The 17,331-nt window shown below is 69.8% G+C and carries 18 protein-coding genes; 10 read left to right on the top strand and 8 right to left on the bottom strand.

The features are described from left to right. Nucleotide 1: 1 nt before the first annotated feature. Complete coding sequence (locus ACFZBU_RS36715; protein WP_391588078.1) at nt 2-742, bottom strand: nuclear transport factor 2 family protein; 741 nt, start codon at nt 740-742, stop codon at nt 2-4. Nucleotides 743-967: 225 nt separating this feature from the next. Between ACFZBU_RS36715 and ACFZBU_RS36710 the strand changes: the two genes are divergently transcribed. Then, entirely contained in the window at nt 968-1,390 is a 423-nt protein-coding gene (locus ACFZBU_RS36710) for a hypothetical protein (protein WP_026218597.1), read from the top strand. A 52-nt stretch (nt 1,391-1,442) separates the two neighbouring features. Here the strand turns inward: ACFZBU_RS36710 and ACFZBU_RS36705 are convergent, their stop codons facing one another. Beyond that, nucleotides 1,443-3,542, bottom strand: a complete 2,100-nt coding sequence (locus ACFZBU_RS36705; RefSeq protein WP_391588077.1) for a serine/threonine protein kinase — start codon at nt 3,540-3,542, stop codon at nt 1,443-1,445. A gap of 308 nt (nt 3,543-3,850) precedes the next feature. On the opposite strand from ACFZBU_RS36705, the gene ACFZBU_RS36700 reads away from it, so the two are divergent. Then, a complete protein-coding gene (locus ACFZBU_RS36700; RefSeq protein ID WP_391588076.1) occupies nt 3,851-4,042 on the top strand; it encodes a ferredoxin in 192 nt (63 codons plus the stop codon). A 25-nt stretch (nt 4,043-4,067) separates the two neighbouring features. Here ACFZBU_RS36700 and ACFZBU_RS36695 read toward each other — a convergent pair whose 3' ends face one another. Beyond that, entirely contained in the window at nt 4,068-5,099 is a 1,032-nt protein-coding gene (locus tag ACFZBU_RS36695; protein ID WP_391588075.1) for an RDD family protein, read from the bottom strand. A gap of 128 nt (nt 5,100-5,227) precedes the next feature. After that, a complete protein-coding gene (locus ACFZBU_RS36690) occupies nt 5,228-6,337 on the bottom strand; it encodes a S1C family serine protease (protein ID WP_391588074.1) in 1,110 nt (369 codons plus the stop codon). A 223-nt stretch (nt 6,338-6,560) separates the two neighbouring features. On the opposite strand from ACFZBU_RS36690, the gene ACFZBU_RS36685 reads away from it, so the two are divergent. The 6 genes from ACFZBU_RS36685 to ACFZBU_RS36660 all read left to right on the top strand — a co-directional run bounded on the left by ACFZBU_RS36685 (nt 6,561) and on the right by ACFZBU_RS36660 (nt 10,586). Continuing rightward, the gene (locus ACFZBU_RS36685; protein WP_391588073.1) at nt 6,561-7,001 is read left to right on the top strand and encodes a nuclear transport factor 2 family protein; all 441 of its coding nucleotides are present in this window, start codon (nt 6,561-6,563) and stop codon (nt 6,999-7,001) included. Between the two features lie 58 nt (nt 7,002-7,059). Then, entirely contained in the window at nt 7,060-7,536 is a 477-nt protein-coding gene (locus ACFZBU_RS36680; RefSeq protein WP_391588072.1) for a GNAT family N-acetyltransferase, read from the top strand. Between the two features lie 127 nt (nt 7,537-7,663). Then, complete coding sequence (locus ACFZBU_RS36675) at nt 7,664-7,855, top strand: hypothetical protein (RefSeq protein ID WP_391588270.1); 192 nt, start codon at nt 7,664-7,666, stop codon at nt 7,853-7,855. Continuing rightward, nucleotides 7,839-8,363 (top strand): DUF6879 family protein, encoded by a 525-nt coding sequence (locus ACFZBU_RS36670; RefSeq protein WP_391588071.1) that lies wholly within the window; start codon nt 7,839-7,841, stop codon nt 8,361-8,363. The genes ACFZBU_RS36675 and ACFZBU_RS36670 overlap by 17 nt, the downstream gene beginning before the upstream one ends. After that, nucleotides 8,360-9,193, top strand: coding sequence for a helix-turn-helix domain-containing protein (locus ACFZBU_RS36665; protein WP_391588070.1), 834 nt, complete (start codon nt 8,360-8,362; stop codon nt 9,191-9,193). The genes ACFZBU_RS36670 and ACFZBU_RS36665 overlap by 4 nt, the downstream gene beginning before the upstream one ends. Nucleotides 9,194-9,356: 163 nt before the next feature. Continuing rightward, nucleotides 9,357-10,586, top strand: coding sequence for a methyltransferase domain-containing protein (locus ACFZBU_RS36660; protein ID WP_391588069.1), 1,230 nt, complete (start codon nt 9,357-9,359; stop codon nt 10,584-10,586). Between the two features lie 207 nt (nt 10,587-10,793). Here the strand turns inward: ACFZBU_RS36660 and ACFZBU_RS36655 are convergent, their stop codons facing one another. Further along, nucleotides 10,794-11,942 carry a CapA family protein gene (locus tag ACFZBU_RS36655; RefSeq protein ID WP_391588068.1) on the bottom strand — a complete coding sequence of 383 codons (1,149 nt, stop codon included), beginning with the start codon at nt 11,940-11,942 and terminating at the stop codon, nt 10,794-10,796. 81 nt (nt 11,943-12,023) lie between these two features. Continuing rightward, a complete protein-coding gene (locus ACFZBU_RS36650) occupies nt 12,024-12,560 on the bottom strand; it encodes a hypothetical protein (RefSeq protein ID WP_391588067.1) in 537 nt (178 codons plus the stop codon). Between the two features lie 212 nt (nt 12,561-12,772). Between ACFZBU_RS36650 and ACFZBU_RS36645 the strand changes: the two genes are divergently transcribed. Beyond that, on the top strand, nt 12,773-13,456 hold the full coding sequence (locus ACFZBU_RS36645; RefSeq protein WP_391588066.1) for a DedA family protein: 684 nt from the start codon (nt 12,773-12,775) through the stop codon (nt 13,454-13,456). A gap of 135 nt (nt 13,457-13,591) precedes the next feature. Here the strand turns inward: ACFZBU_RS36645 and ACFZBU_RS36640 are convergent, their stop codons facing one another. Then, nucleotides 13,592-14,818 carry an LLM class flavin-dependent oxidoreductase gene (locus ACFZBU_RS36640; protein ID WP_391588065.1) on the bottom strand — a complete coding sequence of 409 codons (1,227 nt, stop codon included), beginning with the start codon at nt 14,816-14,818 and terminating at the stop codon, nt 13,592-13,594. Nucleotides 14,819-15,171: 353 nt separating this feature from the next. After that, complete coding sequence (locus ACFZBU_RS36635; protein WP_391588064.1) at nt 15,172-16,164, bottom strand: PP2C family protein-serine/threonine phosphatase; 993 nt, start codon at nt 16,162-16,164, stop codon at nt 15,172-15,174. A 460-nt stretch (nt 16,165-16,624) separates the two neighbouring features. Between ACFZBU_RS36635 and ACFZBU_RS36630 the strand changes: the two genes are divergently transcribed. Further along, the gene (locus tag ACFZBU_RS36630; RefSeq protein WP_391588063.1) at nt 16,625-16,945 is read left to right on the top strand and encodes a DUF2277 domain-containing protein; all 321 of its coding nucleotides are present in this window, start codon (nt 16,625-16,627) and stop codon (nt 16,943-16,945) included. The last annotated feature ends 386 nt before the right edge of the window (nt 16,946-17,331 follow it).

Below are 17,331 nucleotides of genomic sequence, written 5' to 3'. Positions count from 1 at the left end.
GTCAGGCCCGGGGGCGAACGACCTCCTGCGGGTTGTACACGACCTCCACATAGGACCAGCGGCGCCCGCCCGCGTAGTGCAGCACCACGTTGACGTCCAGGCCGCCGGAGGGTCCCTCGGCGCGCAGCACCGTCGAGACCCGGTTGCCGTCGATGATCCGCAGCCGGACCCGGTAGCGGCTGAACGGCGAACGCCGGACGCCGTCCCGGATGTAGGCGCTCAACGCATGCCGTCCCTCGACGAAGCCGACCACGTGGTCGCGCACCCGCACCTCGTCGGTGAACACCGCGGCGACCGGCGCCCACTCGCCGCCGGCCGAGGCCGAGGCCAGGCGCGCCGCGAGGTCGCCGAAGGCCCGCTCGACCTCCGCCCGCGGGATCGGCAGCGGCAGCGGTTCCGGTGCCCAGCCGACGATGCCGCGCAGTTCCGCGCCGTCGTACCCGGCGACCGGACCACCCGCCGTCCGCCAGCGCGCGATCATCGCGTCCACGGCGTCACCGTTGCGGAATTCGCCCACGGTCTCGATGCGATCACCCGGGCCGACGCGCCGCACGATCTCGGTGCCGGGCACCGTGTAGCGCACGGTGCCGCCGGTGGGGTCCGGCAGGTTGAGCCAGACGTACCGACAGCTCAGGTCGCCGTCGATCATCGTCCACTCGGTGAATCGGCGCACGCAGGCGGCCACATCGCCGCCGACCGGTCCGCTCCGTGCGAGTGCCGCCTCGTCCCGGGTGCCACCCATCGTGCCTCCCCGCATTGGTCCCGGCGAAGCCGGGCGCACGGAGAAATCCGGGCGCTGCCTGCCGCCTCCGGTGCGCGTGATCCTGCCTGCGGCCCGTCGGGAAGTCCAGCCCCCACCCGATCGTCGGAACGGAACCATCGCCGGCTGGTATACGTATTACCGGTCGCAACAAGCCGGCCGGGCTCGCTGCGAGCACGACACGAAGAGGAAGCGGAGGGGACGCGAGTGATCCGGTACAGGGTCCGGGTGGACTTCTACCAGGACGTCCCACCGGACCGTCCCCCGACGGGGTACGTGGGCTCGTTGCTCTCCGGCGACTTCGCCGGACCGGCCCTGCCGCGCGGCGGCGACTCGATCTCGGCGATCCCGCTGGGCGGTGCGCACATAGGGCCGTGGACCGGCGGTCCGTACATGATGGTGCACCGGGTCGAGCACCACCCGGTCCCCGTGGACGGCGAGGGCCACATAGTCCAGTGGTGGGAGCAGTATCCCCAGCCCTCGGTACACGTGGTCGTCAACGCCGAGTGGCCGGACACCGAGGAGTCCGAGCACGAGTTGATGAACCTGTACGAGGAGCAGAGCTGGAGTTCGTTCCCGGCCGGACCGGAGAACCCGTTCCTGCCGGTCGCCGCGGCGGCCGACTTCTAGGCTCCCGTTCCGACCCTTCGCAGGGTCTCTTGTCCCGGTCGGGTGTGGCGGGTTACGCAGCGGGCTTCTTGTAACCCGTCACGCTCACCGACGCCAGGATCTTGTTCAGGTCCGTGTCGTACTCGCGGGACAACCCCGCCGTGGAGAACGAGATCATCGACTGCGGCAACCACCACAGCTGGGGCTGGAACGCGTCGCCGCTCTTGCAGTTCACGCTGTAGGACGCGTACTCGAACGTCAGGCTGCCCTTGCCCGGTTCGACATACTTTTTCCCTTCGCTCTTGCTGGTCGGCGCCACCGCGTCGTCGGCCCGGGTCACGCAGGTCGGTTTCGCACCGAGGGTCCAGCCCGCCTGATCCTTGAAGTCGACCTTGCGCTCGCTGTTCTTGCCGACCCAGATCCGCAGGCCCGCCCGCTCGCACGTGGTGCGCTGCGCGGCCGGCGTCGCGCTCGGCAACACGCACACCTCGGTCTCGCTGACCTGTTTGAGCTCCCACGTGGCCGGGACCGCGAACTTCATCCCCTTGATGTCCTGGGTGAAGCCGCCGGTCTTGCCGGTGAGCCTGGGGGTCTCGGCGGTCGGAGTCTTCTGCGTCTCCGGCTTCTTCTTGTCCTTGTCGTCGCCGCCGCCGCGCAGCGCGAACACCGCTCCGACCCCGATCACCAGGACCGCCGCCACACCGCCGACCGCAAGCAGCAGGCGCTTGCGCCCGGTGCCGCCGCCGGACCCGCCCTGCCGGGCCGCCGCCCGACCGGTGGGCGGCGGGGTGTGGGCGCCGTGGGCGGTGGGCGCCTCATGGGGATTCGTCGAGTAGCCCTGTCCGGCGGTGCCGTACTGCCCCGAGGGCGCGCCGTACTGGCCGGACGGAGCACCGTATTGCCCCGACGGCGCGCCGTATCGGCCCGAGGGCGCCCCGTACTGCCCGGAGGACTGCGGCGGGACGCCGTGCGTGCCCGAGGCTGCCCCGTACTGCCCGGACGGCTGCGACGGGACGCCGTGCGTGCCCGAGGTCGGGGCGTCGCGGTACAGCGGCGGTTGGGTCTGGGACGCGCCGTAGGGGTCGTGCGAGGGTCGGCCGCCGGCCGGCGGGGGCGTCTGCGGCGATACGGACGGTGCGCCGAACGCGGCGGTGCCACCCGAGCGGGCGGGACCGCGCGGCGGCTCGTACACCCGCGGCTGCGGGGGCTGCGGCGCCTGCTGCTGTTGGTTCTGTTGCACCTGCCAGGCGCCGCCGGACGCGGGCGTCGTCCACAACTGCCCGATCAACGACGTGGCATCCGCGACCGGGTCGAGCGAGGGCGCCGCGGCGTTGCCGAGCGCACCGCGCCACACGTGGGTGACCGAGGCCAGCAACTCGCGGGCGTGCGGCCGGTAGTGCGGTTCCTTGTCGGAGGCCCGCTTGACGATCAGGCGCAGTACGTCCGGCACGCCGGACAGGTCGGCCTCCTCCTGGAGCACGCGCAGCGCGACCACCTCGGGGGCGCCGGTGCCGAACGGGATCACTCCGGTGGCGGCGTAGGTGATCAGCATGGCCCACGCGTACACGTCGGCGGCGGGCGTGCTGTCGTGGCCCTTGAAGCGTTCCGGGCTCATCCACGCCGGCGAGCCGATCATCATGCCGGTGCGGGTCAGCCCGCTGTCCTCCATGGACCGGGCGATGCCCAGGTCGAGCACGCGCGGCCCGGCGGGCGAGCAGATGATGTTCTGCGGTTTGAGGTCGCGGTGGATCACGTCCGCGTCGTGCAGCGCGACGAGCGCCTCGGCGAGCCCGGCCGCAAGCCCCATCAACTCGTCGCCGTGCATCGGGCCGCCCTGGTTGACCCGCACGTCCAGGGTCGGCCCCGGGACGTACTCGGTCGCGAACCACGGTGTCTCGGCGTCGACATCGGCGTCGAGCACCGGTGTCGTACACGTGCCCTTGATCGCGCGCAGCAGGTTGACCTCGCGCGTGAAGCGGGCCCGGAATTCGGGGTCGTCGGCGTACTGCGCGTGCACCACCTTGACCGCGACGCGGCGTTCGTAGCCGTCGAGGCCCGCGTACACCGCGCCCATTCCGCCCGCGCCGAGTCTGCCGGTGATCCGGAAGGGCCCGATGTGCTGCGGATCGCCCGGACGCAACGAACGTATCTCGGCGCCGCCATCGGCCGTCATGGACGTGCCTCCCGTGTTGGTTCGCCGGCCCGCAGCTGCGGCCGTACCGGGATGGAATCCTCTCATCCGGTCTTGTGACCTCCCCAGGGCACCGGCTGGTTCCCCGTTCGAGGGAAAAGGCTCGCCTTACCCGAGGGGGCGCGTGATAGGCCAGCGGTTGCGCCGGGTGCCCCAACGACTCGGCGCGGGGCGACGGTTCGCGGATCGGCCGGTACGGCCGCCGGGTCGCACCGACCAGGACCGCCGTCGTCCGGCATCACTCGAAGGTATCGCCGCATCGCACCGCTTCCACGACCGAAGGGCCGAACGTGAAGATCGTCGTCGACTTCGACAAGTGCAAGAGCAACGCACTCTGCATGGCCGAGGCACCCGAGGTGTTCGAGGTTCGGGATGACAACTTCCTCTACATCCTGAACGAGAACCCGGGGGAGGAGTTGCGGCCGCAGGTGGAGGAGGCGGCCCGGGTCTGTCCGACCCGAGCCATCTCGATCCAGGATTGACGCGGAGCCGGCCCGGGGCGGCGCCTCACCCCGTCCCGGGCCGGTTCGGATCCTCGGGCCGGGCCCCGGCGGTACGGCTCGACTGCCACCGGTCGCGCGCACCGCGGGCACCCTGGGCCACCATGCCGGACGCGCCGCGAGCCCCCTGGGCCACCGCCGCGGACGCGTTGCGCGTGACCGACCAACCCCGGGCGAGCAGCTTGACGTTCACCACGACGGTGCCGGCGGTGCGGTCGTGCCATGTGCGCCGTCGCGGGCCGAGCACGGCCAGCGGGTCCAGGAAGCCGATCAGGGTCAGCAGCGCGAACAGGCCCGCCGTGCCCCACTGACGCAGCGCGATCTCGTACCAGGTGAGCAACAGCGCGGCCCACGGCACCACCACGGCAACCAGGGTGCGCCGGGCCGCCCGCCAGGCGCCGACCGGCACCCGGCCGCGGACCGCCTGCGCCGACGTGCCCACCGGGACCACCTTCGCGCCGACCATGATCTTGCCCAGCGTGCGGCCGAACCGGGCGTGCATGAACCAGTCGTAGAGGGCGGGCACCAGCAGGTGCGCGAGGATCAGCAGGAGCAGCAGCGTCTTGGTGGTGCCCCACAGGCCGTCCACCGCCTCCAGCGGCGCCCGTTGGGCCTCGCCCGCCCGGCCGAACACGACGTCCAGGAACGCGGTGCGGACCACCTTGGTGGGCAGGTCCGTGGCCTTGGTCTGGAGGTAGTGGTAGGCCAGGAACCACAGCGGCAGCACGAGCGCGGTGGTGAGCAGGTAGTCCGTGGTGCGGGCGATCAGCCGCATGCTCCGGGACGCGAGCGGGAGTTGCTCGTCGCCGGCCGATGTCGGCATCGGCGTCGGCATCGCGTAGGACGGCGCGCCGGGCTGCGGGTACGCAGGCGCGGGCGGTGGTGCGGGCGGCTGCGGCAGGGGCGGTCGTCCCTGATCCGGGATCAGGGACGGTGCGGTCGCGGGCGGTTGGTGCCAGGACAGGTGTGGATCACCGTCGACGGATGGTTGTTCCCCGTACGGCGACCCCGGCCCGCGTGGCGGCTGAGGAATCGTCATGAGCGGGACGTTATCGCGCAGATCGTCCCTTCCGTCGGATCGCCCGGGAAAGTAGGGGCGGGTTTCCCGCGTGCTCGGGACACGCTTCGAGCGTGCTTTCGGACGTGCTCGGGTGCGTTGTGGCGCCGTCAGCCCTCGAGTTCGCCCAGGGTCACGTTCACGGTGGCCTTGCCGCCGTCACCGGCCCGGATCAGGCTCACCTCGACCCTGTCGCCGGGCTGCTTGCCGGCCAGCGCCTCGGACAGCGCCACGACGTCGGTGATCTCCCGGTCGTCGATGGAGGTGATCACGTCGCCCTGTTGGATGCCCGCGGCCTTGGCGGCGCCGCCGTCCTGGACGGAGACCACGCCGACGCCGGTGGACCGGCCGTTCGGCCCGGCCACGGTGCGCACCGTGACGCCCAGCGCGGCCTTGCCCGAGTTGTCCACCTTGCCGTTCTTGATGATCTGGTCGGTGATCGACTTGACCGTGTTGGCCGGGATGGCGAAGCCGATGCCCGGGACCGCACCGCCGTTGGTCTCCGGGTCGGCCGCGGCCAGGGTCGGGATGCCGATCACCTGGCTGTCCAGGTCCACCAGCGCGCCACCGCTGTTGCCGGGGTTGATCGCCGCCGAGGTCTGGATCGCGCTGGAGATGGTCGCGCCCGGCGAGCCGGAGGACTGCGGCTCGCTGACCGTGCGGCCGATGGCCGAGACGATGCCCTCGGTGACGCTGGAGTCCAAACCCAGCGGGTTGCCCATGGCCATGGTGATCTGGCCGACCTGGAGCTTGCTCGAATCCGCGAACCGGGCCGGCTTCAGGTCGGCGGGCGGGTTGTCGAGGCGGATCACCGCGAGGTCGTCCGGGGCGAAGGCGGCGACGAGTTTGGCGGTGACCGGCTTGCTCGCGTTCGGGAGGGTGACCTCGAACGTGGTGGCCCGGCCGATGACATGCGCGTTCGTGACGATGTTGCCCTTGTCGTCGTAGACGACCCCGGAGCCCAGGCCGCCCTGCGTGGTGATCTGGACGACCGAGGGCAGCACATTGCGCACCACCTGCTGGTACTGCGCCTGAAGGTCGTTCGCGGGACTGTTGCTCGGGGCGGCCGAGCCGGACGCGACCTTGCCGTCGGCATTGCCGCCGTCGCGACCGGAACCCTGCGTGGAGCCGTTGTCGTCGGTGCACGCGCTCAGGCCGCCCACCACGAGCACAGCGGCCGCCAGCGCGACCGTGGCCCGTCGCCGCGTCGTCTCGCCCACGATGTCTCCCTCGGGTTCGGCGGCTGCCGTCGGCGACGGCCCGGTTGCCGATACCGGGGCGGGTCCCCCGAGCATTCTTCGTACTAACCCCGGGATCGGACTTTTCACCGTCCCGCCGAGGTCTGCCTCTTTCGTCATGTGCTTGTTCGTGTCAAGTTGGCCCCTCACGTCGTCCCCGCGAGCACGGAACGACGCCGCAGCGCCGGAGAGGGTGGGCACGCACATGCTGACGCTTCAGGAGATCTCGGACCGGATGGAGATCCAGGACCTGATGGTCCGGTACTCGCACGCCGTGGACACGGGCGACTGGGACGCGCTGGACACGGTCTTCACCGCCGACGCGCACATCGACTACTCGGCGATGGGCGGCTCCAAGGGCGGCCTGAAGGAGACCAAGGAGTTCCTGGCCTCGGTGATGCCGGGCTTCGGCGCCTACCAGCACCTGATCTCGAACTCGTCGATCACCGTGGACGGGGACACCGCCACGGGCCGCACCATGTGTCACAACCCCATGGTCTTCAAGGGTGACGACGACGAGACGCCGGGCCCGGTGATGTTCTGCGGTCTGTGGTACCTCGACACCTTCACGCGCGTGGACGGCGAGTGGCGGATCTCCACGCGCAGCGAGGAGAAGTCCTACATGTACGTGGCCCCGACGGCATAGCGCGCACGGGCCCGAAAAATCCCGAAGCCGACGGGCGGCGACGAGGTAGCTTCGAGGCATGATCCGCGAAGCCGTCCCGGCCGACATCCCTGCCATCCACACCCTCGTGCGCGAGCTCGCCGCCTACGAGAAGTTGCTGCACGAGGTCAAGGCCACCGAGGCCCAGCTGCACACGGCCCTGTTCGCCCCGCACCCGGCGGCCTTCGCGCTGATCGCCGAGGACGACGCCACGGGCGAGCCGGTCGGCCTCGCCCTGTACTTCCTGAACTTCTCCACCTGGGAGGGCGTCCACGGCATCTACCTCGAAGACCTGTACGTCCGCCCTCAGGCCCGAGGCGGCGGCCACGGCAAGGCCCTCCTCCAGCGCCTCGCCGCCATCTGCACCGCCCGCGGCTACGCCCGCCTGCAATGGTCCGTCCTGGACTGGAACGAGGCCGGCATCGGCTTCTACGACGCCCTGGGCGCCACCCCGGAACGCGAATGGATCGGCTACCGCCTCACCGGCCCCGCATTGAACGCACTGGCCGAGGGCTGACCCGGGCTCCTGCGCGGGCCGCCGGATTTCCCGTTTCCGCACACGGAATACCTTGACTCCCCAACGCCCGCGTCAGGAGCATCGATCGGGACGGTGTGAGGCTTCGGCGAAGGGGCGAACCGTGTCCGTGAAGGTCACCAAACTCGTAAGCACGTGCGAAATCGACGATTGCCCGACGCTGTACGCCACGGACCGGGGCACACTGCTCGTACAGGGCGTGCCGTCGACGGACCACGGGCTGACCATCCCCGCCCACGAAGCCCTGGTCGAGATCCCGATGGACCTGATGCGGAAGGCCATTCGTGACCGTCTCATCTAAGGCCTACGCCGACCTCTTCGACTCGTTCACGCGTGAAGCCTTTCGACTCGAGACACTCGATGACTACGGCCGGTCGGGCAATGTCGAAGCCTACCGAATGTATTTGGCAGGAAAGCCCAGGCCCGAGGATTACAACGCCGCTTGGCTTTCCACCCTGCGAACGCATACGGACATCGGCAAGCGTGTCTATCGCGTGCATATCGTTTCCCGGCCGCTCTCCACATACTTGAGGTACGAGCTCGGTTGGGGATATCGCACGAACATGACCGCAGGTGAGGAGTTCTTCATCCTCGACATCACGAATCGCCCGAATCCGCTACCCGGAGTCCCGGATTTCTGGCTCTTCGACACGGCGGCCGCCGCAGTTCTGAACTACGACGAAGCAGGCGGCTTCACTGGCGCGGACGTGCTGCCCCGCCACCGCGTGCCGAAGTTCGTCACGCATCGCGACACGGCCCTCGCCCACGCCGTCCCGTTCACCCACTGGTGGGCCGAGCACGGCGAGTGAACAAAGGGCAGCTCGGTGCGGCACTTCGGGCAGTACGGCAGGCTTCCGGCAAAGAGGCCAAGGCCGTGGCCCGGAGTGCCCTCATGTCCCCGAGCAAGCTGAGCAAGATCGAAACCGCCAAGTTGGCCCCGAGTGTGACGGATGTCGAACGGATCCTCAGCGCCATCGGGGTTTCCCCGGACGCCAGGCACGAGTACATGAAGGCGGCCCGAGAGGCAGCCACCGAGACGACCGCTTGGCGCCACCTGAAGCGCACCGGGGCACACAAAGGACAGCAGGCGCTTCAGGCACTCGATGCGCAGACGTCACTGATCAGGCTGTTTCAGCCGGCGCTCGTTCCCGGGCTGCTCCAGACGCCCGAATACATTCGCGCGGTCCTGGAACGCCACGAACTGGGCGACGACGTCCTGGCCCGAACCATTTCCGGTCGCTTGGAACGACAGAGCATCCTCTACGACCCTGCGAAATCCCTACGCTTCGTCATCACCGAGCCGGTCCTTCGATGGCGGATCATCTCGGCACAGATGATGGCCGGTCAGATCGATCGTATCGTTTCCGTGTCGCGACTTCCGAACGTCGATATCCGCATCGTCCCCATGAACGTCGACCAGAACGACATCGCCAATCACTCGTTCGTGATTCGCGACAATCGCATGGTGACACTCGAAACCGTGCATGCCAAAATAGTGGTCACCGATCCTCGCGACATCGATTTGTATGTGCGAAAATTCGACGGATTCGCCGAGAACGCACTATCCGACGATCGAATGCGCTCTGCCCTGGAAGGCATTCGAAACGAGTGTTTGAGCGGACAGGAAACCGGTCGGTGACAGCCCGGAATCGCCGGTAGCTTGATGGGCATCTCGAAGCAAAGGGGATTCCCATGGCAAAACACCGCGACCCCGCGACCGACGACGGGCACAAGCCCGAGAAGCCGGTGCCGCCGCCGATTCCGCCGGACAAGCCGGCCGACCCCGGCACGCCGAAGGGCCGGTGAGGGGAGTGTCGGCCCAGGCCAGGGCGCTGTGGCGAGCGCGGGTGGATCTGCTCCGGCAGGTGGAGGAAACCGTCGGGGAACTGCCCCAGGTGTGGCGGGAGGCATTTCTGGGAGTGCCGCGGCACGTATTTCTTCCGGACCTGGTGTGGCTGCGCCGACCGGACGGCGACCGGCACGAGCGCTGTGAGCGGGTGCGGGAGCCGAAGCGGTGGTGGGCGGCCGCATACGCCGATGTGCCGGTGGTCGTGCAGATGTGCGACGGCGGCAACCCCCGGCCCGACGGGCCGCACTGGCCGTCGTCCTCCGCGTCCCAACCCTCGATCGTGGCGGCCACCCTCCTGGCCCTCGAAGTGGCCGACGGCCACCGCGTCTTGGAAATCGGCACGGGCACGGGATGGAACGCCGGACTGCTCGCGCACCGGCTGCGTGACGATCAGCGCCTGGTGACCATCGAAGTGGACCCGCATCTGGCCCGCATCGCCAGAACCCGTTTGGCGGCGCTCGGTCGGCGTCCGACCGTCGTGTGGGGAGACGGCGCCGAGGGCTGGGCAACCGGCGCACCCTACGACCGAGTCCTGTCCACCGCCGCCGTCACTCACATTCCACCGGCCTGGATTCGGCAATGCCGGCCCGGAGCCGTGATCGTCACGCCCTGGGCAACCGCCTGGACCGCAAACGGCACCCTCGTGGCCACCGTGGACGCGCAGGGCCGAGCGCAGGGGCGCTTTCGCGCGGGTGGGGCGTTCATGCACCTGCGCGGACATCGCTCACGGATCTCCGATGTGGACGAAGTGGTCTCCCCCGAACATGTCGCCACCCCGAGCACGACGGCCGTATCGCCCTGGGACGTGGCCGGCGGCAACCTCGCCGCGGAGTTCGCGATCGGCCTGATGACACCCGGCGTCTGGCAGCACTGGGATGAGAACCCCGACGTCGACGGCGTGCACACCCGCCTGTGGGTGGGCGACGAGGCCGGGACATCGTGGGCGAGCGTCGACTACGACGGAAGGCGACTCGACACGTTCGCCGTCCACCAGCACGGACCACGCCGCCTGTGGAACGAGGTCGAAGCGGCCTGGTCCACGTGGTGCGCGGCCGACCGCCCGGGCATGGAAGCGTTCGGCTGGACCGTCTCCGCCGACGGCACGCAAGGCGCCCGGGTGCCCTCGCTCACCGACGCGTTCCCCTCCGGGCACGACGCCGCCGGACCCTCGTGGTCTCTGTGAATCCCGTCGAGTCGGGCGGCCGTGCCGTCACGAGGCGGTCGTGGGGGCCTTCGCCGCACCCGGCGTGGACGGCGGAACGACCGGCCCGTCGACGGGCTCCGGCCGGGGCGCGGTCCTGCGCACGGAGGAGGGACATGGCCGCCGGGGCACCGAACACCGACCCGATCCCGGGGCGGGCACCTTCGCCGAACTTCCCGGCGCTGTGGGCTATTTCTTCGGCTTGGCGGCCAATCCGGTGCACGGGCGCAGCGTTTCCCGGCGGTCCAGGATGCGCTTGGACTCGGCGCCGGTCACCGGCATCGGCACTCCGCGCTTGTCGATCGAGGCGGGCGTGAACTTCTCGCCGACGACCTTGCCGTCCTTGATGGTCAGCGTCGCCACACCGGTGTCGTTCGAGTTCGGGTACGGGGACGTGCCGTACCAGAGGAAGTTGCCGTAGCCGTAGCCCACGTAGGTGTCACCCAGCCAGCCGGCGCCCTGCATCACGTGCGCGTGCGTGCCCAGGATCGCCGCCGCGCCCGCGTCCGCGAGCTTGCGGGTCACACTCTTCTGGTCCGCGCTCGGGCACTTGTCGCCCTCGATGCCCCAGTGCATGTACACGACCACCACGTCGGCCTGCTTCTTCGCGTCCCGCACCGCCTGCACCAGCCGGTCGGTCTGCAGCGCGGTCGCTATCCCGGGCTTGTTCGGCCCGGCCTGGTAGAGCTGGTTGGTGATGTCCTGCACCTGACTCGCGGCCAGGAACGCGACCTTGACGCCCTTGGCCTCCCGGATCACCGGGCGGTATGCCTGCGCCGCGTCCTTGCCGATGCCGGCCACGCCGATCGGCGGGTCCTGGACGGCGGCGACGGAGTCCTCCAGGCCGACCTTGCCGTAGTCCACGGCGTGGTTGTTGGCCATGCTGACCGCGTCTATCCCGACCGCCTTCAGCTCGGTCAGCGCCTTCGCCGGGGCCCGGAAGTGGTACGTCTTGTTCTCCGGCGTGCCGCGCTCGGTGATCGCACTCTCCAGGTTGACCATCGCCAGATCGGCCGCCGCGAGCGTCTTGCCGATCGGGCCCAGCGCCCCCTCGGCGCCCGCGTTCAAACGCGGCAGGGTGCGCTCGAAGAAGTGCACGTCACCCGCGAACGCAACGGATATCTCGGTGCCCGGCGCGGCCGGAACCGACGGCGGCGCGGACCCGGCGCCGGGCGCGGCCGAGGAGCCGCCCGTACCGGCCGCGGGGTTCGCGTCCGCCGCGTTCGCGGTCCTGCCGGGCGAGTCCTCGGAGTCGGACAACAACCCACACGAGGCGAGACCGGCGATCAGCAACGGAGCGAGGCCGAGCGCGACGGTCCGGCGGCGGGGTATAGGCACGCGGACAAGGTAGCCCAGCGACCTACGCCCCCGTATGTACGAGGGGGCGTGACGTGAATTACCTCACCCGCGTGCAACGTTTCAGCCGTTCAGGGCCTCATAGACCCGGTCGCAGAGTTCGGGGTGCATGTCGAAGTAGCCCTCTTCGTCCACCTCGAAGGCCCCGGTCCGGAAGCTCTCGGTGACGGTGCGCAACATCAGCGGGATCGACGCGTAGACCATCGGCTCGTCCGCGCCCTGCACGTAGCTCGCCACCTGGACGTCCGAGCCGTCCCAGACCGCCGCGTAGAAGTCGGCGGCCGGCGACACCAGCAGTGGCAACCACTGCACACCCTCCGGCTGGTCCATCTCGACCTCGTCCCGGAACTCCAGCGCCTCGGCCAGGCTGACCAGGACGTAGCCCGGTATGAACGACGCCTCGTCCACCAGCTGGTCCGGCTCCTCGCGGGTGCCGTCCGCCCAGCCGAACCAGGAAACCAGCTCGGCGGGAACCGCGGCGCCCACCCGGGTACGCACCGCCTCGGCCGGCAGACCCGGCTCCAGCAGGCGCACCACGGGCCGATCGAGGCCGACCAGCTCCGCCCGCACGGCGTCCAGACCTTCGTGAACGGCGTCCATGCCACGTCCCTCGCGTTGTTCCTGAGCGTCTGTTGATCCGTCTCGATCGAGAGGTCGAGGCGAAGGGATCAAGCGTGACAGACGTTCGACCGATCGGCGCACGGTGCCTTGTTTGTGCTCCGGGCGGGTAGCCGCCGAAAACAGGCGGCCGCACCGAACAATCGTCCGAGTCGGTCGCGGACCGGTTTCGTACACCTGTCGAAGGAGTGACCGTGGACGCGTGGTTCGACCCGATCATGTCCTTCGCGGGCTCCCCGTGGGCCTACCTGATCGTGTTCCTCACCGCGCTCCTGGACGCGATGTTGCCGATCCTGCCGAGCGAGAGCGCGCTGATCGCGTGCGGTGTGTTCGCCACCGTCACCGGCTTCTCGCCCAACCTCTTCCTGCTCATACTGGCCGGCGCGCTCGGCGCCTTCCTCGGCGACAACATCACCTACGCGATCGGCCGGTGGGCCGAACCGTTCGCGAATCGGCACATGCTCAACGGCGAGCGCGGTCGGCGGGCCCGCAAACAGGCGGAACGCTGGCTGGCCGAACGCGGCGGCGCGATGATCGTGGTCGCCCGGTACATCCCCGGCGGCCGAACCGCGGTCTCGCTGGTGGCGGGCATGGTCGAGTACCCGATCGGCCGGTTTCGGATATTCACCGCGATCGCGGGCCTGACCTGGTCCATCTACGGCGTGCTGCTGGGGTTCTGGGGCGGGACCGCGTTCAAGGACAGCCCGATCAAGGGCATCGGCGCGGGCCTGGCCACCGCCGCACTGATCACCGTGCTGGTCGAGGTCGTCCGACGGATCCTCGCAGCCCGCAGGCGGCGCAGGCGCCGCGGCGGGAAGGGCGGGAACGGGCCCTCCGGCGACGAATCGAACGAGGAGCTCGAACCGCACGCCACGTGAGGGCGCACGACGGTTCCACCATCGCTTCGCGGCGGCCGGGTCGAGGCGCCCGTCGCCGAGCCCGTCCCGCGCCGAAATGCACGAGGCCACCGGGATGTCCCCGATGGCCTCGGACCTGTTCGATGCCCGCCCGGACTACGCCGAGGGGTACGGGAGCGGCAGCACCGCGCTCGTCGGGAGCACCTCGACCTTGAGGTCGGGGTCCGGGCCCGCGCCCTGGAAACGACCGAACTTCGGCACCGCGTTGCGGCGGTACTTGGTGGTCGAGTGCTCCGGGTCCTTGTCGAACTCGGGGATGACCTGGTTGCCGAAGAGCTCGATCATCTCGAGGTTCTCCTCGTGCGTCATGCCGTCGTTGATGCCGAAGACGAGCTGGTCACAGCCCACCTCCTGGTACGCCTTGACCTGCTCGCACACCTCGTCCGGGGTGCCGACGAGCATGTAGCCGCCCTCGATCAGCTGGTCGAGCAGCTCGTCGCCGCCCATCGAGAGGTCGAAGGTGGGCGACGGCCAGGTGATCGCGTCCGCCGACTTCGGCATGGTGTCGTGGTACAGGTTCACCAGGGTGACCAGGTAGCCGCGGCCCTTGCTGAGCGCGATCTCGCGAGCGCGCTTGCGGTCGGACAGACAGATTACGGCGTTCGTCATCATCACGTTGTTGTTCTGGTAGTCGCCGACGATCTCGACCGGGTTCTCGGCGGCTTCCTTGTAGGCCTCGATGCGGCCCTTCAGGTTGTAGACCGGTTCGAAGTTGAACGCGATCGCGCCGATGCCCATCGAGCCGGCCTTGCCGAAGGTGGCCGGGTTGCCGCAGGCGACCCAGATCGGCGGGTGCGACTCGCCGTACGGCTTCGGGTGGATGTCGTGCGGGGTCGGCACCGTGAAGTGGTCGCCCTCGAACGTGTAGTCCGTCTGCGCCCACATCCGGGGGATCTCGCGAACGACCTCGTCCCACTCGGTCTTCGTCGAGTTCTTGTCCATGATGTTGAACGAGGCCATCTCGTGGCTGCCCGCACCACGGCCGGTGCCCCACTCGAAGCGGCCCTCGGTGATGTGGTCCATCATCGCGGCGCGCTCGGCGTAGCGGACCGGGTGCTCCTTGCGCGGCGACAGGCTGTTGATGCCGGTCGCCAGGTGGATGCGCTCGGTCTTCGCCGCGACGTAGCCGATGACGACCTCGGGAGCCGACATGTGGCTGTACTCGACCAGACCGTGGTGCTCGCCGAACCAGGCGTACTTCCAGTTGTGCTTGTCGGCCTTGATGGCCAATTCCATCTCGCGCATGAGCACGAGGTGCTCGCTCGCGCGATCGTGAGCGGCCGGACCGGGGGTGTACCCGTTCAGGAAGATGCCGAACTCCACGTGGAGCCTCCCAAAATCGCCTGGTTCAACCAGCGCTGCATACGCCTGTATGAGGTCTGCGTACGGGACAGTATGCGAGCGTCGGCCGGAACTTTGTTTACACGTGGCTAACGTCACGTCAGATGCCAGGCGCCGCCCGGGACATCGAGCTGACGCATAGTCAGATCCTCTCGCGCCAAAGGCGGAAGTTCCAGGGGAACCGCCCTTTGTGGCCCGCGACACCTCTGCTCCGACCCGACGCGAGCAGTTCGGAAACGTGGAGGAAAACACCGCTCGGCCCGAAATCGAAGGGCGGTCGACAATCGCCGCCGCCCTTTATTCGACATCGTTGTGACGCGGCGAAATGCGGCGCGTCAACCCGCCTTCGTCCGCGCCAGCAGCAACGTCACGTCGTCCCGGTGACCGGTCAGGTCGGCGAGTCCGAACAAGCGCTCCGCGGTTGCCTCCAGGTCCAGGCCCCGGCTGCGCTCGAAGCGGTGCGCGAGCCGTTCCATGCCCCGGTCCAGTGCCAACTGCGGGCCCTCGACCAGCCCGTCGGTGACCAGGACCAGGGTCTCTCCGGGAGCCACCGTCAGCGTCGTGCACGGATAGGCCTGATCGGCCAGCATGCCCAGCGGCAGCCCGCCGTCGACGTCCTCGATCCGCGGCGTCCCGGCCGGATCGGCGAGCAACAGCGGCGGATGCGCGGCCCGGGCGACCCGCAGACTGCCGGTCGCCGGGTCCAGGTAGGCCAGCGTGCAGGTGGCGTACGCGGGACCGGGAAAGCGGTCCAGGAAGTCGTTCACCAACCCGAGCGTCCGGCCGGGATCGGGAGTGACCACCGCGTACGCGTGCAGCAGGGTGCGGATCCTGGCCATGATCGGCGCGGTGCTCGCGCCGTGGCCCTGCACATCGCCGACCACCAGCGCGACCTGGCCGTCGTCCAGCGTGAAGACGTCGTACCAGTCGCCGCCCACGCCGAACTCGTCCTGCGCGGGCCGATGCCGCACGGCCAGCTCCAGGCCCGCGACCGGCTCCGGATGGGCCGGCGTGACACCCGCGCGAAACGCCTCGGCGAAGTCCCGGTACGGCGGCGGCGGAACCGGCTCGGCGCCCAACGCGCGGGTGACCCGGCCGGCCACGTCCGGCGGCATCCCGCCCGCCGCGGAGGCCGCCGCGGCGTCCGCGTACCAGTCGGTGCGGATCGCCATCAGCGTGTGCGACTCCTCCTGCCACGCGTCCGTGCTGACCGTGAGGCTGCCGTCCTCGCCCTGGTACACCCGCCAGGCGGTCGCCGGGTCGTAGCGGTGGTCGCGCGTCCCCGAAGAAACCAGCAGCCGCCCGGGCCCCGCACCGACCGCGCCCATCCGCCCCTCCTCCGCACTCGAACCCACACCAGGCCCAACGCCCAAACCCCCCCAAGGCAACGGCCACTACGCCGAACACGCACCCGAACCCGACCCATCCGACACGTGAGACAAGCAGGCCGCAGCCCGGCCCGGGTCCACCCAGACCCACCACTCCCAACCGCAGCCGACCCCGGAAAGCCGACCAAACCCAAACCCAGCCCGTCCGACGCTTGAGGACAAGCAGGCCGCAGCCCGGCCAACCCGCACCGGCGGGCCCACCACTCCCAACCGCAGCCGACCCCGCCAACCCGACCAAACCCAGCCCGTCCGGCGCTTGAGGACAAGCAGGCCGCAGCCCGGCCAACATCCACCCAGGCCACCGGTGACGGCAGCGCCGCGTGCGTCGACCCAGGCCCCTGGTGACGGCAGCGCCGCGAGCGCGCCGCGGATGTCGGCCGCCCCGCCTAGCCTGAAAGGTATGTGCCGAAACATCACGACGCTCCGCGGACTCGACCCCGCCGCCACCGACGTGGAGATCGAAGCCGCCGCCCGTCAATACGTCCGCAAGGTGGGTGGCGTGCAGACCACGTCGCCCCGCACCGAGGAGGCCGTAGAGCGCGCCGTGGCCGCGATCGCCGAGGCGACGAAGGTGCTGCTCGCCGAGCTCCCCGAGCGCCGCCAACCACCCCCCACCCTCCCCCCGCTGCGCCGCCGCGAGGCCGCCGCCCGAGCCGCCGCGCAGACCCCCGCCGAGACCACCACCGATGCCCCCGCCGAAGCCGCCGCCGGCACCCGCTGAGACCCGCGACGACCCGACGCGAGAGCCCGCCGCGACGGCCGACCGGCGGCCGACGCGACAACCCGCGCGGCGCTCCGCAAAAGCCGCGCGACACCCCCACCAAACCCCGACGAAGCACCGCATAGACCGCTTCGCAGGCCACTGTGGGGCCACTCGGATACGGGTCGGAAACGACTCGGAAAAGCCTTCGCCGGCGGGTGGTGGACACCTGCCTCGGACACCCGGTTGCCGCCCTCCACCGCGTTATGGTGGATGGTCCCCGCCGCCCCCTCCGAGGAGCCTCACACACCGTGTCTGACTCGTTCGTTCACCTGCATGTCCACACCGAATACTCGATGCTGGACGGAGCGGCGAAGAACGACAAGCTGTTCGCCGAGGTGGCCCGT

It is taken from the genome of Embleya sp. NPDC008237, assembly GCF_042956465.1.
Taxonomy (GTDB): Bacteria; Actinomycetota; Actinomycetes; order Streptomycetales; family Streptomycetaceae; genus Embleya.
This window is presented reverse-complemented; position numbering and strand designations above follow the sequence as displayed.

Bases quoted from the DNA above. Each gene is read 5' to 3' on its own strand.
- ACFZBU_RS36715 (WP_391588078.1), bottom strand. From the start codon at position 742: ATGGGTGGCACCCGGGACGAGGCGGCACTCGCACGGAGCGGACCGGTC.
- ACFZBU_RS36705 (WP_391588077.1), bottom strand. From the start codon at position 3,542: ATGACGGCCGATGGCGGCGCCGAGATACGTTCGTTGCGTCCGGGCGAT.
- ACFZBU_RS36695 (WP_391588075.1), bottom strand. From the start codon at position 5,099: ATGACGATTCCTCAGCCGCCACGCGGGCCGGGGTCGCCGTACGGGGAA.
- ACFZBU_RS36685 (WP_391588073.1), top strand. From the start codon at position 6,561: ATGCTGACGCTTCAGGAGATCTCGGACCGGATGGAGATCCAGGACCTG.
- ACFZBU_RS36680 (WP_391588072.1), top strand. From the start codon at position 7,060: ATGATCCGCGAAGCCGTCCCGGCCGACATCCCTGCCATCCACACCCTC.
- ACFZBU_RS36650 (WP_391588067.1), bottom strand. From the start codon at position 12,560: ATGGACGCCGTTCACGAAGGTCTGGACGCCGTGCGGGCGGAGCTGGTC.
- ACFZBU_RS36635 (WP_391588064.1), bottom strand. From the start codon at position 16,164: ATGGGCGCGGTCGGTGCGGGGCCCGGGCGGCTGCTGGTTTCTTCGGGG.
- ACFZBU_RS36630 (WP_391588063.1), top strand. From the start codon at position 16,625: ATGTGCCGAAACATCACGACGCTCCGCGGACTCGACCCCGCCGCCACC.